We start from the raw sequence: 14,953 nt of genomic DNA, 5'->3' as shown, positions 1-14,953 counted from the left end.
GTTGGGCATGTTGAGTCTACCAAAATGTGGAGCGTCGCTTAGCTCTCGCGATAATGTTTTCAGGCATACGTTGCTCTAGCCCTTGCCGCAACATCGAAATCCTTCTGTGCTGCCGTTTGTCTGGTGTCACCGAGTTATACAACCAACGATAGGCGTCTTCATAATCCAGAGGGCTGCCATAGTCTCGAAGCAAAAGCTCAGCCAAATGAATTCGAGCGTTAATGTTCCCCATGGATGCTGCTTCTCGAAGGTAAGGAATAGCACGCTCTTTATCTTGCTGAACCAAAGTCCCTCTAGAATAATACCGCCCTATTTGCTCTAGAGCCGCAGGTAAACCTTGGTGTGCAGCATTTTCCATATAGTAGAGACCTAACTCCACATCTTGATCAACACATACTCCCCAAGCCAGCATATCGCCATATAGAAATTCATAAGCCGGCAGGCTTATTCGAGTCGCACGAGCAACGATATCCTCTACAAGCTGGCAACTGTCGGCCTTCACTCGCTCGAGATGTTTGTTCTTTTCAATAAGATTGATCAGTTCAGCTTCGGAGTAAACTGGCACTGGTCCCCCAATGTGGCTATCTGCACTTGCAATGCCAACTCGGGAACACAATGCGAGTAACAACGAAGCCGTCACAGCTCGTAGTTTCATAATCGCACTCTTTATTCATACCGTGCTTTTGTATCGGCAATAACTGCTAACTCTTTAGACAAGTATTGCCGATCTTTGGCAATATTTTGCCAGAGAGCGAATAAAAAGTAATCGGAAAAGATATAAAAAATGCCAGCTTAAGTAAGCTGGCATTCTAAATTATCTAAAGTTCAGTTGGTTACGAGTTGAATGGGTGAACTTTGATGATAGTTTCATTGCGGTCAGGACCTGTAGAAACGATATCTACTGGTACACCTGTCAACTCTTCAATGCGCTTAATGTAGTCAAGAGCAGCTTGAGGAAGCGCATCGATTGACTTAGCACCGAAAGTGGTCTCAGACCAACCAGGCATAGTTTCGTAAATTGGCGTCGCTTCTTCAAATGATTCAGCAGCCATTGGTGAAACCTCTAGGATAGAGCCATCTTTCATCTTGTAACCAGTACAGATTTTCAGCTCTTCTAGACCGTCCAGTACGTCTAGCTTCGTTAAACAGAAACCAGAAATAGAGTTTATCTGAATTGCACGGCGCATAGCCACTGCATCAAACCAACCAGTACGGCGCAGGCGACCCGTTGTCGCACCAAACTCGTGACCTACATCACCTAGGTGTTTACCAACAGGGTCTTGCTTATCAAGACCATCATACAGTTCGGTAGGGAAAGGACCTGAACCTACACGCGTACAATATGCCTTAGTAATACCAAGGATATAACCGATGTGACGAGGACCAAAACCAGAACCTGCTGCAACACCACCTGCTGTCGTGTTAGACGACGTCACAAAAGGATAAGTACCGTGGTCAATATCCAGTAGCGTACCTTGAGCACCTTCAAACATGATCTTATCACCACGCTTACGAGCGGCATCAAGCTCATCAGTCACGTCGATAACCATAGACGTTAGAAGGTCAGCATAGCTCATCGCTTGCTCAAGCACTTCTTCGTAGCTTACTGGCTCAACTTTATAGAAGTTCGCTAACTGGAAATTATGGTATTCCATAACTTCTTTCAATTTCTCTGCAAATGCTTCTTTATCGAATAAATCACCCACGCGAAGACCGCGACGAGCGACTTTATCTTCGTAGGCAGGACCAATACCACGACCTGTTGTACCAATTGCTTTTTTACCAAGAGCGATTTCACGCGCTTGATCAAGAGCAATGTGGTAAGGAAGAATTAAAGGACAAGCTTCAGAAATGAAAAGACGCTCGCTCACTGGGATGCCACGCTCTTCAAGAGGTTTCATTTCTTTTAGAAGTGCTTCAGGTGATAGAACAACACCATTACCGATAACACATTTTACGTTATCGCGAAGAATACCTGATGGAATTAAATGAAGAACGGTTTTTTCACCGTCGATGACTAGAGTGTGACCTGCATTGTGACCGCCTTGGTAGCGAACCACGTATTTTGCATCTTCAGTTAAAAGGTCTACGATTTTACCTTTACCTTCGTCACCCCACTGGGTGCCTAGAACGACTACGTTATTTCCCATCTTTCCAAGTCTGATTGCTAGTTAAAAATGGATTCTAGCACCTTAAAATAAAAGATGCAGTCATTTTTTAGGCATAAAAGTGAAACACTTGCTTAACCTTATGTCCCAGAAGGAATAATAATCGAGCATTAGAATAATAATGGGCAAAAGCCCTTATATTTATAGAGAAAATCGTTGTATACCGAGCTCTGAAAGGCACCTAAGTAAATACGTAAGCGATGACCGCTCCAGCCACAACTAAACAACCGCCAATTCTTCTCAGCTGGTTATCTTCTTGATCGCTAAGCTGCTTGATCATATTACGCCACCCGTTAGGGGCAAGTAACGGACCAAGACCTTCAACAACGAGAACCAATCCAAGTGCAAGCCATAGGGAGTCTGACATAACGTATCTTCTTGATGTTGGGTTAATGGGTACAAAAAAGCCCCTTTCGGGGCTTTCTACATTTTATGTCCTAGCGCTACTTAGCTACTTGGCCTCTAGCGTCATTCATGTACTTGAAGAACTCACTGTTCGGGTCAAGCACAAGAATATCACTCTTACTGCTGAATGATTTCTCATACGCATTTAGAGAGCGAAGGAAACTAAAGAACTCAGGATCTTTACTGTATGAATCAGAGTAAATCTTAGCAGCTCTCGCATCAGCCTCACCTCGTGTGACTCGCGCAGTTCTGTCTGCTTCAGCCAGCACGGTCGCCACTTCAAGTTCCGCTTGAGCACGAATAACTTCGGCTTTTTCACGACCTTGAGAACGGTGTTTACGCGCTACAGATTCACGCTCAGCACGCATACGACGATAGATTGATTCACTGATCTCATCTGGTAAGTTGATTTTCTTCATACGGAAGTCAACCACTTCAATACCTAAATCGTTACTTGCGCTTACGCGAGTATCGTTAAGTACATCAGCCATGATCTTGTCACGCTCACCGTCAATCTCTAGAGCTTGTTTAGCCGCTTCAGATGCTAACTCTTCAGTGTTCAAATCTTCTGGGAGTACATCGACATTTCGAGGACCAGATACAATCTGCTTGATCTCACGAGCACCGATTTCAGAACGAAGAACATCCGTCACTTTACGCTCAAGTAGTGCTTGAGCCGTCAGTGAATCACCACCACCTGTTGCCAAGTAGTACTGACCAAAGTCGTCAATTCTCCACTTAACGTAAGAATCGATGATTACGTCTTTTTTCTCAGATGTTACAAAACGGTCAGCACGCCCATCCATCGTTTGAATACGTGCGTCAAGACGCTTTACGCGATCAAACAAAGGTAGTTTGAAGTGCAGACCAGGGTTGTAGATCTTAGAGATAATAACGGGTTCGCCGTTTTCATCTAGAACGTCTACGACTGTTTCTGTGCCGTTTTCTACAACAGTTTCTGTTTTCGTGTCTTTTTGTACTTCACCGAACCGGATAACAATACCCTTTTCGCCTTCAGGGATAACAAATACAGACATTAGGAACAGCGCAAGCGCTACAACGAGTACAGGGATCATTAATTTACGCATAATTAGTATCTCCCTTGACGTGAGCCGTTAGAGCGAGACTGCGTAGATGATGAGGTATCAGTACGCTCTGATTCCAATTCAATCTGATCATATGCAGATGTCGATTTCGCCTTACGTTTAGTATTTGAAGCCTCTGCTGCCTGACCTGTAATCTTATCGATTGGCAAGTACAGTAGGTTACCGCTAGACTCAGAATCAATCAGAACTTTAGATGTACTGGTGTACACCTCTTCCATTGTATCTAAGTACAAACGATCACGAGTTACATCAGGAGCCGCTTGGTATTCAGGTAATAACTTCTCAAATTGAGCGACCTGACCAAGTGCTTCGTTGATTGTACGTTCAGAATAACCCAAAGCTTCTTTCTTCAAACGTTCTGAACGACCAGTCGCTTTAGGTAAGATTTCATTCTTATAAGCTTCTGCTTCACGAACAAAACGCTCTTCATCTTCTCGAGCCGCAATCGCGTCATCAAACGCATCTTTTACCTGCTCAGGTGGACGCGCTGATTGGAAGTTCACATCCACAACCACAATACCCATATCGTAACCATCGATAATGCGATTTAATGTTTCTTGCGTGCTTTGACGAATTTGCTGACGGCCACTCGTAAGAATGCTATCCATCAGGGAATCACCAATTACCGCACGAAGCGCAGAATCAGTAGCCTGACGCAAGCTGTCATCGGCATTAGTTACTGTATATAGGTATTTGTATGGGTCAGAAACACGGTACTGAACACCCATTTCAACGGTTACAACGTTTTCATCTTTTGTAAGCATCAAGCCAGAAGCTCTTAGTGAGCGAATCGCTTGTACGTTAACCAGTTCATAAGAATCGATAAATTTAGGGTGCCACTTAAGACCAGGACCTTCAATACGGTCTTCTTTACCTAGGCGTAAAACAACAGAACGCTCTGCTTCGCCGACAGTGTAGAAACCAGACACTACCCAAATTACGATGGCAACAACTGCAATCAAACCTAAACCGATAGCACCACCGCCACCGATAGAAGCTCCGTTGCCTCCGCGCTTACCAAATTTTCCACCCAGTTTCTGACTCAGCTTATTAAACACTTCATCTAAATCTGGTGGACCTTGATCACGACCACGATTTTTATTACCCCAAGGGTCTTTATCGCGGCCATTATCGCCGTTGTTATTTCCAGGCTCATTCCACGCCATTAGAAAGCTCCATCATTTGATATGACGTTATACTGTAGCAGTCCTTTAAGTAACTATAAAGTCACCTAAAACTGCCCCTTCTCTTTTTTCTAGTCTAGACCAATCTACTTGTTGCATTCGGACGTCGATCAGTAAGTTACCTTCCTTATCATACGCCTCTTGTTGAATACTTTTCAATTGGAAGAATGTACTTCGAAATTTCCCCTGATATTGGGGCGGAATTCGGAGGTGATACTGCACCATTTGACTCGCCAACCGTTTGGTTAGAGCATCAAACAACAGTTTCAAGCCTTCGCCTTCCATTGCCGAAACCCAAACACGTTGAGGTATACCCTCTTCGTCATATTCAATTCTGGGTTTCTGACCTTCCATATTGTCAATCTTGTTCATGACGACAAGCATTGGCACCTCATGGGCATCAATCTCTTCTAGTACTTCATGAACAGCATGGATATTCTCACGAAAACGCTCGTCACTGGCATCGACAACATGTAACAAAATGTCAGCTTCTTGCGTTTCTTGTAATGTGGCTTTAAATGCAGCGACTAAGTCATGGGGAAGATGTCGGATAAATCCAACGGTATCCGCCAAAATAGCAACTCCCACATCGTCTAATTCAATCTTACGTAAAGTTGGGTCTAACGTAGCAAATAATTGATCCGCTGCGTAAACACCTGCTTCGGTGATCCGATTAAATAATGTCGATTTACCCGCATTGGTGTAACCGACCAAAGATAAGGTTGGGATTTCTGCACGATTACGAGCTCGGCGACCTTGCTCCCTTTGCTTCGCTACCTTATCAAGGCGTCGAAGAATGGCTTTTATACGATCACGCAATAAACGTCGGTCAGTTTCTAGCTGAGTTTCACCTGGTCCTCGAAGACCTATCCCACCTTTTTGTCGCTCCAAATGCGTCCAACCACGAATTAGGCGCGTCGAGAGATGGCGTAATTGAGCCAGTTCTACTTGCAGCTTACCTTCATGGGTTCGAGCGCGTTGAGCAAAGATATCTAAGATCAGACCGGTTCGGTCCAATACACGACACTTAAAGAGTTGTTCGAGGTTTCTTTCTTGGGCAGGAGAAAGGGAGTGGTTAAAGATCACGATTTCTGCTCCAGCGCTTAGCACTGCTTGAGCAATTTCCTGAGCTTTACCCTCCCCGACATAGTATTTAGGGTGTGGGGACTGACGACTGCCTGTGACAACTTGCAGAACTTCAACCCCTGCGGACTTCACTAGCATTTCACATTCTGCTAGATCATCCCATTCACCTTCTTGCGTGAAGTTGATATGAACAAGTACAGCCTGTTCACCGGCTTCATAACGGTCAAACAAGCACTCAACTCCTTACTAAAGTACTATTAATCTTCAGATTTCTCTTGTGGACGCTCAGAAGAACGTTCTGTGTTGCTGTGGTGCGTTACCGCACGAGCAGGTACCACAGTAGAGATCGCATGCTTGTAAACCATTTGGTTAACAGTGTTTTTCAACAAGATCACAAACTGATCAAAAGATTCGATCTGACCTTGAAGTTTAATACCGTTAACGAGGTAGATAGATACGGGTACACGCTCACGACGTAGCGCATTTAGAAATGGGTCTTGTAAAGACTGCCCCTTAGCCATTTTATTTTCCTTATTTGATTGTATTTTTAATTTTATTTAGCTATTCCGAGAGCTGTTTTTGCATTCGAGCTAAATGAAAAAGTGCGCAAAAACGATCACATTATACACAGTGAAGTCAATCAGATGCTATGGCATTTGACATAGTTTCTTGTGCATCTTCAATGTTTTCGCTATCTAACCAAGTTAAATCATTCCAGCTGCGCAGCCAGGTGATCTGTCGCTTGGCCAATTGACGGGTTGCACAGATTCCGCGAAAAACCGCCTCATCCAACGTACAATTCCCATCCAAATAGTCCCACATTTGCCTGTAACCAACACATCGAATCGAAGGTAGATCCGGATGAAGATCTTTTCTAGCGTATAACGCTTGAACTTCTTCTTCAAATCCAGCACTGATCATTTTTTCGAATCGAAGCTCGATACGGCGGTGGAGCTCTGCCCTTTCCTTGGGGGCTATCGCAAATTGCTTTACCCTAAATGGCAAGGGTTTACCTTGCTTTTTGGTCAGTTCAGTAAGAGTTTTACCTGAAATTTTGTAAACTTCCAATGCCCGTGACAATCTTTGTGGATCATTCGGGTGAATTCTCTTCGCTGATACAGGATCAATTTCTTTCAGTTTATCGTGCAACGCTGACCAACCTAAAGTCAACGCATCTTGCTCTATTTCTTGACGAATTGCAGGATCTGCCGCAGGCAAAGGCGATAGTCCTTCTAATAGAGCCTTGTAATACAGCATAGTTCCACCAACCAGCAGCGGAATTTTTCCTTTCGAAGCGATATCATGCATTTGTTCCAGTGCGTCTCGACGAAAATCCGCTGCGGAATACGATTCGCTAGGATCGAGAATATCGATCAGGCGGTGCGGTGCAAGCTCTTGCTCTCGCTCATCGGGTTTTGCCGTTCCAATATCCATGCCTCTATAGATCAAAGCGGAATCAACGCTAATGATCTCAACAGGGTATTTTTGTCTTAATCGTATTGCTACTTCGGTTTTACCCGACGCTGTCGGTCCCATCAAAAACAGGGCCAATGGAAGTTTATCTGTCATCACGAATTCATTGCTGCAATGGTTGATGCGAAGTCAATCGGCTGACAAAACACTGGATCATCGACAGGCAGTCGCCCGTCATTCAGGTTTTCAATATCCGAAATTAATTGTATGGCTTCCGATGTTGAGTAGGTTGCTTTAACCTGAGTGACTTCAGTCGCCAACCAATTAGAAACTAACTTCGCTTCAATCTCTTGGGTTTGGTTCTGCAGATACGATAACAGATCTGGTATCAAGAGTTGTAAGTTTTGCTGCCTGATAGGCTGTGGTACCGCCATTACCATGATACTGCGTGCATTTTTTTCGCGCAGCTGAATTCCAAGCCGTTGCAGCAAAGTATCAAATTGTGAAACCTGCTCTACCAAGTTCTTATCCAGTTTGATCGAAAGTGGCACAAGAAGAGGCTGAGCTTTTAAAGGCGCTTCACTCGCCGACAGTTGGCATTGAGTTCGGTGCCACTCTGCTCTCGGTAAGTTAACCAGCACACATTCCGGCTTCGCTTCCATCAACAAATATTGCTCACGAACAACCGTAAATGCTTTACCCAATACAAAGTGATCACGTTTCGTTTCTAGAGCATCTTGAGGTTTTGATGTACTTGCCTCTGTGTGCTCAATGGGCTTTGTATCTTCAGGAGTATTAAGTAGCTCTTTGTATGCTTTGACTTCCTGCCAACTTGGCGCTTCTTCTTTAAACTGCGGTTTGTTTTTACTGCCAACAGACCCGGAACTGTTTGGCGTTTTTGTTTGCTGCCATTCATTGTTTGTGGCTGATGAGCGGTTTGTAGGTGATGAGAAGCTTGTTGATGGCGAGACGTTTTTTTGATGATACTCGTTAATATCACTTGGTACAGCATCGGTAATTCGCTGAGTGGAAAGCGCTTCGTTGTAGGAAGCTGGCTCAGCTTTTCTTGGGTATGCCGGTGAACTCGCAATAGCTTCCATTACACGGTGTTGTTCTTCATTCGTCGTCGGTTGATGATATGCAGACGCACGTGCTTCTACAGGAGCAATAACTTCGCTTTGCGATAATGCATCACTCAATGCTTGGTAAATAAAGTCATGTACCAGCCTTGCTTGATGGAAACGTACTTCGTGTTTCGCAGGATGCACGTTCACATCAACTTGGTGTGGATCGAGTTCAATGAACAATACGTAGGTGGCATACTGATCGGGGCTTAAGCTGTTTTCATAGCTCTGGCGAATGGCATGATTGATCAGTTTATCTCTCATCATTCGTCCATTCACATAACAATATTGTAAGTCGCTTTGCTGACGAGCCCCTTCTGGAGTCGTGATCCAGCCATGCAATTTCAGCCCTTGGTGCTCCAACTCAATCTTCAACATGTGTCTGACAAATGCACCGCCACAAACCGCTGCGATACGCGCCTCTTCCTGCCGTTCGGTTTTTGCTGCGCGATACTGTCGAATCATTTTTCCGTTATGACGTAAATTGATGGTCACATCAAAACGGCTTAAGGCAATGCGCTTTAGCAATTCATCAATATGTGAGAATTCTGTTTTCTCAGTACGTAAGAATTTTCGGCGAGCAGGCGTGTTAAAAAACAAATCCAACACTTCAACGGAAGTACCAATCGGGTGTGCGGTTGGCTGGAGTTTTACCTCCATATCTCGACCTTCACTGTATGCAGACCATGCCTGATCTTGAGTTGCAGGTCGTGATGTCATCGTCAATCGAGCAACGGAGCTAATACTGGCCAGCGCCTCACCTCGAAACCCTAAGCTCATAATGGCTTCGAGGTCATCCAATGTATGGATCTTCGATGTAGCATGACGACTCAGCGCAAGTCCAAGCTCATCTTTAATGATGCCTTTGCCGTTATCTCGAACACGAATCAGCTTAGCGCCACCTTTATCAATATCGATATCTATACGAGTTGCGCCTGAATCTAAGCTATTTTCAACCAGTTCTTTTACAACAGACGCGGGTCTTTCGACCACTTCACCTGCGGCAATTTGGTTCGCTAATCGTGCAGGCAGTATCTTTATCGTCATTATTTGCTCGGGATGATCAAAATCTGTCCTACCGATAAGGTGTCAGATTTAAGGTTGTTCACTTTTTTGATTGCGGAAGTCGTTACGCCATATTGGGAAGCAATTTTGCCAAGATATTCACCTTTTCTCACTTTGTGTTTCACCACTGGCTTATCTTTCAATTTAACTTGAATTTTTAACTTCTGCCCTACTCTTAGCGTATTCGATTTCAACTTATTTTGCTGTTTAATACTCGCAACAGACACCTTATATTTACTCGCAATCTTACCTAGATACTCGCCCGGTTTGACTACATGCGTAATGACCTGTGTTTTCACAGACGGTGTAGTTGGGGCGTCACCTGAGATGAGCAATACTTGCCCAACAGAAATATTGGTGCTTTTTAGCTTATTCGTCGCGACAATGGCTTTTGTTGTCGTTCCGTATTTTTGTGCAATTCGCGACAGCGACTCTCCGCGTACCACTTTGTGTTTAATGGTTGCCCCTTTGTTCGCCAACCAAGTACCTTCCGGTGGGTTTGCTTCAAAGTAACTCACAATCGCTTTCGATAATGCTTTTGCCAGTTTGTTTTGATGCGAACGCTGGAACAACAGCTTTTCTTCTACCGGGTTAGACATAAAACCCGTTTCAACCAATACCGATGGGATATCCGGAGACTTCAAGACCGCTAGGCTTGCATGAACTGGCTCTTTCTTATGAAGGCGAGTTACTTTGCCCATTTCTTTCAGAATTTTGGTCGCGACCTTGTACCCTTCTTTTTGTGAGTGACTGAATTTGAGATCCAGCAAGGTCTGGCTGACGTTTCTGTCGTTATTAACCTTGGATAACACTTCACCCGCGCCACCTAAAAGTTCTGATTGTTCCTCGTGTTTTTCGACCCAACGAGCAATTTCACTATTGGCGCGACGAACATTGAGCACAAAAACAGAACCACCGCGTGGCTGTGGTGAACGGAAACTGTCGGCATGCACTGACACAAGAAGATGTGCTTTATTCTTCCGAGCGATCGAAGAGCGCTTGTTCAGGTTAACAAAGTAATCCCCTGTTCGAGTAAGAACGGCTCGTACTCCGCGGACTTGGTTTAATTCGCTGGCTAATTTCTTTGAAATGATGAGCGTGGCATGCTTTTCATATTTTTTTGTGGGACCAATAGAACCTGGATCTTCACCACCATGCCCTGGATCAATGGCAATAATCACGTCAGCATTGCCTAAAAATTGGGAAGCATCCTTACTCGGGGAAGGTTTAGAAGGAACAATTGGATTTGATGGCTGAGCTTTGACTGGTTTACTGACTTTACCGTGAGGCAAGTCAATCACAAGACGATGACCATACTGACCACCAGGTGTCGGTCTTAACTTGAATAAATTCGGGGTAGTTTTCTTCTTCAGTTCGAAGACTAAGCGATAAGTCCCTTTAGTCGGTGGGGTACTTTTTCGAATTTTCTTCAATACGGCTGAATCTTTCACATTGATGGGAAGTTTAGCCTTCACATTCGTCTGTTTAAGATCGACAACCAATCGCACTGGATTCGTTAGTGTAAAGTAGCTGTAATTGGCTTCACTGCTCAAATCAATGACGATACGAGTTTCTTCAGGTGAGGGCCAAACCCTCACTCCCTCAAGCGTATTCGCCGATACTTTGGCAGCAACCCCGAACAGAAAAAAGAAAGCAAACAGTAAAAACGCTCGAAATTGCTTATAAATCAACACGACTCCAAGTTCTTAAGCAAAGCATGACCATAATCCGTATTCGCTGTGACCGTAGCAACACGTTGAGTCTGGTCATATTTCAATTCAATATCCAAGTCAGGAGAAGGCAGAAGCCCTTCACCTTTTTCGGGCCACTCTACAAGGCAGATCGCATCAGGAGTAAAATAGTCACGAATACCCATAAATTCCAATTCTTCTGGGTCTGCCAGTCGATACAAGTCAAAATGATAAACTTGCCAATCTTTTAACTGGTAGGGCTCCACTAATGTATAAGTTGGGCTTTTAACATTACCAATATGCCCTAAAAACCGTATAAAGCCGCGGCTGAATGTCGTCTTGCCAGCACCCAGATCGCCATGCAAGTAAATAGTTGTTTGCTGGGTACATGCCTTCGCTATTCGCTGTCCAAATTCGACCGTCGCGTTTTCATCAATGAGGGAATATTGTTTCATGTTCATTTGTTGCATGTTCCAGTGCCGATCAACGACTATATAAAATTCAAAAGAAACGGAATAGTAAACCGTGTTGGTTTTGAGAGACAAGATCTTATCTGTTAAGAAACGATAAAAAATGCTCCATATGGCACCTCCTATCCTAGACTAGCCCTATTTATCTAAGCTCTGCTCTGGAAAGGTGTTCTTTTTACTTATAGGATCAGTTAGAATCGTCGCCCATTTTTCACGCTATTAGCATCATGGATTACTCCGAACTCGCCGTCAAAATTAAACAGTGGGCTATAGAACTTGGCTTCCAGAAAGTTGGCATTTGCGATGTCGACTTAAAAGAGCACGAGAAACCACTGCAAGACTGGCTGGATGCAGGATACCACGGAGAAATGGACTGGATGGCTCGACACGGTATGATGCGAGCTAGACCCGATGAGTTATTGCCTGGAACCGTTCGGGTGATCAGCGCTCGTATGAACTACCTTCCTCCAGATGCTCAATTTGCAAGTAACCTTAACGACACCACCCAAGGTTACATTAGCCGATACGCCCTTGGGCGGGATTATCACAAGTTAGTGCGCAATCAGCTTAAAAAGCTTGGACAACGTATAGAGCAAGAGGCGGGAAAATTTGGATACCGTCCATTTGTTGATTCGGCACCACTCTTAGAGCGCCCATTAGCTCAGAAAGCTGGATTAGGCTGGACAGGAAAACACTCACTTATATTAGATGAAGGCTCCGGTTCTTGGTTCTTTCTAGGTGAACTGTTGATTGATTTGCCTTTGCCTATTGATGAGCCATCTACCGATCAATGCGGAAGCTGCAAGGCATGCATAACCTCATGCCCAACGGGTGCCATCATAAGTGAAGGCGTAATCGACTCTCGACTTTGCATTTCGTATTTAACTATTGAGTTGAGTGGAAAAATCCCAGTAGAGCTTCGCGCTAAAATGGGTAACAGGATATACGGTTGTGACGATTGCCAATTGGTATGTCCATGGAACCGCGAAGCAGACATCACGGATCAATCCGACTTTTATCGACGCGATGCCTTTGGGTCTTCCGATCTGATTACTTTGATATCTTGGTCTGAACAAGAATTTTTGAAAAAGATGGAAGGCTCTGCGATTCGACGCATTGGTCACATTCAATGGATGAGAAATATTGCGGTCGCGATGGGAAATGCGCCCTTTTCTCAGGGTATCGTCTATGCTCTTCGTGAGCGAATTGGAATAGATGACAATTTAGATGAACACATCCAATGGGCAATCGACAGTCAAATGGCAAAAACACCCATCAAGGACAGGAAAAAAGAGCGCTTAATTAGGATAATCCAAAAGGGTCTACCCAGAGATGCATAGTAGCCTATGTAACTAACCACTTATAAAACGCCACCAAATTTATTTCCTGTAATTAAAAGTTCAAAATCTGAGACGGTATTTGTACCTATAATTTGATGTAATTCTCAAAAAGTGCTCTATGTGGAAAAAAGTGAATTTGGTAGCACAGATAGCTGGATAACGAAAAGTTAAACACAGACACAATAAATGACGAGGATCAAAAAAATATGAGTTAATGATCTTAACTCTTACATGTACTAAAAAACAAAAACACCCCTCATCGCTTGATATACAAAGGCTTACATGAGTTTCATCTTTAGCTGTGACGCCGAAAGTAAAAGAAAGATCCTTGCAAATCCTTTCAAAACTTCTTAATAAAACAATTTATCAACCAAGTTATCCACAGAATATAGATTGTGGATAAGTCTGTTAGCTAAATTGTAAACATGCGGCACGTTCCCCTATATACTTATCAAAAGCAGTGGAAAACTGAGCACCATTTATGGCGTTGACTAGCTGTAAATTGAAAACGAAAAAAAACACCCGACTGGGTGATTGTTTTGTTTCTTTCTGGGGTAATGCTTCACAGCATTGATAAAGAGCGGTTGATGCGTCTTCACATCATTCCCTTTCGGGAGAATCGTCACTAACAGTTTTAGTGAGAATTTTTACTTTCTAAACGCTTTTAGTTTCTAAACAAGTTAGTTTCCAAGCGGAAATTTGGAGCGATACACGAGGTTCTTGATCTTCAAGGAACTAGGCGTGACCTCAACCTTAGTAAGGTTGTATTTTTTCTTTGAAAAAATTGGAGCGACACACGAGGTTCGAACTCGTGACCTCAACCTTGGCAAGGTTGCGCTCTACCAGCTGAGCTAGTGTCGCATGATTCATCGCAGTAGCAATCAATCTGAATGTGGTTGCGGGGGCCGGATTTGAACCGACGACCTTCGGGTTATGAGCCCGACGAGCTACCAAGCTGCTCCACCCCGCGTCCGTATTGTAATCATCATTTAAAGCATGATGAGCGCTTATATTTCCCATAAGGGAAAGAATCTGGAGCGACACACGAGGTTCGAACTCGTGACCTCAACCTTGGCAAGGTTGCGCTCTACCAGCTGAGCTAGTGTCGCAGATCATCGTTAAGCACGATAAAAGCTTTTGTACTTTCTTGCTAGAAAGTGGAGCGACACACGAGGTTCGAACTCGTGACCTCAACCTTGGCAAGGTTGCGCTCTACCAGCTGAGCTAGTGTCGCATGATTCATCGCGTTAGCAATCAATCTAAATTTGGTTGCGGGGGCCGGATTTGAACCGACGACCTTCGGGTTATGAGCCCGACGAGCTACCAAGCTGCTCCACCCCGCGTCCGTATTGTAGTCATCATTCAAAGCATGATGAGCGCTTATATTTCCCAAAATGGGAAGGAATTTGGAGCGACACACGAGGTTCGAACTCGTGACCTCAACCTTGGCAAGGTTGCGCTCTACCAGCTGAGCTAGTGTCGCATGATTCATCGCAATAGCAATCAATCTAAATTTGGTTGCGGGGGCCGGATTTGAACCGACGACCTTCGGGTTATGAGCCCGACGAGCTACCAAGCTGCTCCACCCCGCGTCCGTATTGTAATCATCATTTAAAGCATGATGAAAGCTTTTCATTTCCAAACTAAGTGGAAATTGGAGCGACACACGAGGTTCGAACTCGTGACCTCAACCTTGGCAAGGTTGCGCTCTACCAGCTGAGCTAGTGTCGCATTCACAACGTTTCCGTCGTTTAGGGCTGCGAATTATAAGAGCATTTTCTTTTGATGCAAGCCCTTCATTCAAAAAAATCAAAAAAATTGTCAGTTTGATTGAAAAAGAAACAAAAGCCACTGTATTCGTTCATCCCTTAATCAATTCAATCATTAAGGTTGATCCTAAA

The 14,953-nt window shown here is 44.2% G+C and carries 12 protein-coding genes and 8 tRNA genes; 1 reads left to right on the top strand and 19 read right to left on the bottom strand.

The genetic code is table 11. The features are described from left to right. Positions 1–16: 16 nt before the first annotated feature. The 11 genes from motX to tsaE all read right to left on the bottom strand — a co-directional run bounded on the left by motX (position 17) and on the right by tsaE (position 11,703). Entirely contained in the window at positions 17–655 is a 639-nt protein-coding gene (gene motX, locus LDO37_RS01840) for a flagellar protein MotX (RefSeq protein ID WP_101111216.1), read from the bottom strand. A gap of 178 nt (positions 656–833) precedes the next feature. Beyond that, positions 834–2,150 carry an adenylosuccinate synthase gene (locus LDO37_RS01835; protein WP_126605763.1) on the bottom strand — a complete coding sequence of 439 codons (1,317 nt, stop codon included), beginning with the start codon at positions 2,148–2,150 and terminating at the stop codon, positions 834–836. A gap of 199 nt (positions 2,151–2,349) precedes the next feature. Then, positions 2,350–2,535 carry a DUF2065 domain-containing protein gene (locus tag LDO37_RS01830; RefSeq protein ID WP_126605762.1) on the bottom strand — a complete coding sequence of 62 codons (186 nt, stop codon included), beginning with the start codon at positions 2,533–2,535 and terminating at the stop codon, positions 2,350–2,352. A gap of 76 nt (positions 2,536–2,611) precedes the next feature. Further along, entirely contained in the window at positions 2,612–3,610 is a 999-nt protein-coding gene (gene hflC, locus LDO37_RS01825) for a protease modulator HflC (RefSeq protein ID WP_399481190.1), read from the bottom strand. 53 nt (positions 3,611–3,663) lie between these two features. Continuing rightward, entirely contained in the window at positions 3,664–4,845 is a 1,182-nt protein-coding gene (gene hflK / locus LDO37_RS01820) for an FtsH protease activity modulator HflK (RefSeq protein WP_126605760.1), read from the bottom strand. Positions 4,846–4,890: 45 nt separating this feature from the next. Then, on the bottom strand, positions 4,891–6,180 hold the full coding sequence (gene hflX, locus LDO37_RS01815) for a ribosome rescue GTPase HflX (RefSeq protein WP_101111221.1): 1,290 nt from the start codon (positions 6,178–6,180) through the stop codon (positions 4,891–4,893). Between the two features lie 26 nt (positions 6,181–6,206). Further along, positions 6,207–6,470 carry an RNA chaperone Hfq gene (gene hfq, locus LDO37_RS01810; protein ID WP_101111222.1) on the bottom strand — a complete coding sequence of 88 codons (264 nt, stop codon included), beginning with the start codon at positions 6,468–6,470 and terminating at the stop codon, positions 6,207–6,209. A gap of 115 nt (positions 6,471–6,585) precedes the next feature. After that, the gene (gene miaA, locus LDO37_RS01805; RefSeq protein WP_126605759.1) at positions 6,586–7,518 is read right to left on the bottom strand and encodes a tRNA (adenosine(37)-N6)-dimethylallyltransferase MiaA; all 933 of its coding nucleotides are present in this window, start codon (positions 7,516–7,518) and stop codon (positions 6,586–6,588) included. After that, the gene (gene mutL, locus LDO37_RS01800; protein WP_126605758.1) at positions 7,518–9,533 is read right to left on the bottom strand and encodes a DNA mismatch repair endonuclease MutL; all 2,016 of its coding nucleotides are present in this window, start codon (positions 9,531–9,533) and stop codon (positions 7,518–7,520) included. Before mutL ends, miaA begins: the two co-directional genes overlap by 1 nt. Next, positions 9,533–11,245, bottom strand: a complete 1,713-nt coding sequence (locus LDO37_RS01795; RefSeq protein ID WP_126605757.1) for an N-acetylmuramoyl-L-alanine amidase — start codon at positions 11,243–11,245, stop codon at positions 9,533–9,535. The genes mutL and LDO37_RS01795 overlap by 1 nt, the downstream gene beginning before the upstream one ends. Next, a complete protein-coding gene (gene tsaE / locus LDO37_RS01790) occupies positions 11,239–11,703 on the bottom strand; it encodes a tRNA (adenosine(37)-N6)-threonylcarbamoyltransferase complex ATPase subunit type 1 TsaE (RefSeq protein WP_126605756.1) in 465 nt (154 codons plus the stop codon). Before tsaE ends, LDO37_RS01795 begins: the two co-directional genes overlap by 7 nt. A gap of 236 nt (positions 11,704–11,939) precedes the next feature. On the opposite strand from tsaE, the gene queG reads away from it, so the two are divergent. After that, positions 11,940–13,052, top strand: a complete 1,113-nt coding sequence (queG, locus tag LDO37_RS01785; RefSeq protein ID WP_126605755.1) for a tRNA epoxyqueuosine(34) reductase QueG — start codon at positions 11,940–11,942, stop codon at positions 13,050–13,052. A gap of 785 nt (positions 13,053–13,837) precedes the next feature. On the opposite strand, the gene LDO37_RS01780 is transcribed toward queG, so the two are convergent. The 8 genes from LDO37_RS01780 to LDO37_RS01745 all read right to left on the bottom strand — a co-directional run bounded on the left by LDO37_RS01780 (position 13,838) and on the right by LDO37_RS01745 (position 14,783). Continuing rightward, a tRNA-Gly gene (locus LDO37_RS01780) sits at positions 13,838–13,913 on the bottom strand. 32 nt (positions 13,914–13,945) lie between these two features. Then, positions 13,946–14,022, bottom strand: a tRNA-Met gene (locus LDO37_RS01775). A 63-nt stretch (positions 14,023–14,085) separates the two neighbouring features. Then, positions 14,086–14,161: transfer RNA gene (locus tag LDO37_RS01770), tRNA-Gly, on the bottom strand. A 49-nt stretch (positions 14,162–14,210) separates the two neighbouring features. Next, positions 14,211–14,286, bottom strand: a tRNA-Gly gene (locus LDO37_RS01765). 32 nt (positions 14,287–14,318) lie between these two features. Continuing rightward, positions 14,319–14,395, bottom strand: a tRNA-Met gene (locus tag LDO37_RS01760). A 64-nt stretch (positions 14,396–14,459) separates the two neighbouring features. Next, positions 14,460–14,535, bottom strand: a tRNA-Gly gene (locus LDO37_RS01755). A 32-nt stretch (positions 14,536–14,567) separates the two neighbouring features. Then, positions 14,568–14,644: transfer RNA gene (locus LDO37_RS01750), tRNA-Met, on the bottom strand. A gap of 63 nt (positions 14,645–14,707) precedes the next feature. Further along, positions 14,708–14,783, bottom strand: a tRNA-Gly gene (locus LDO37_RS01745). Positions 14,784–14,953 lie beyond the last annotated feature (170 nt).

Source organism: Vibrio penaeicida (assembly GCF_019977755.1).
GTDB classification, from domain to species: Bacteria; Pseudomonadota; Gammaproteobacteria; order Enterobacterales; family Vibrionaceae; genus Vibrio; species Vibrio penaeicida.
Note: the sequence above shows the minus strand (reverse complement) of the source record. Positions and strands in the feature narration are given on the sequence as shown.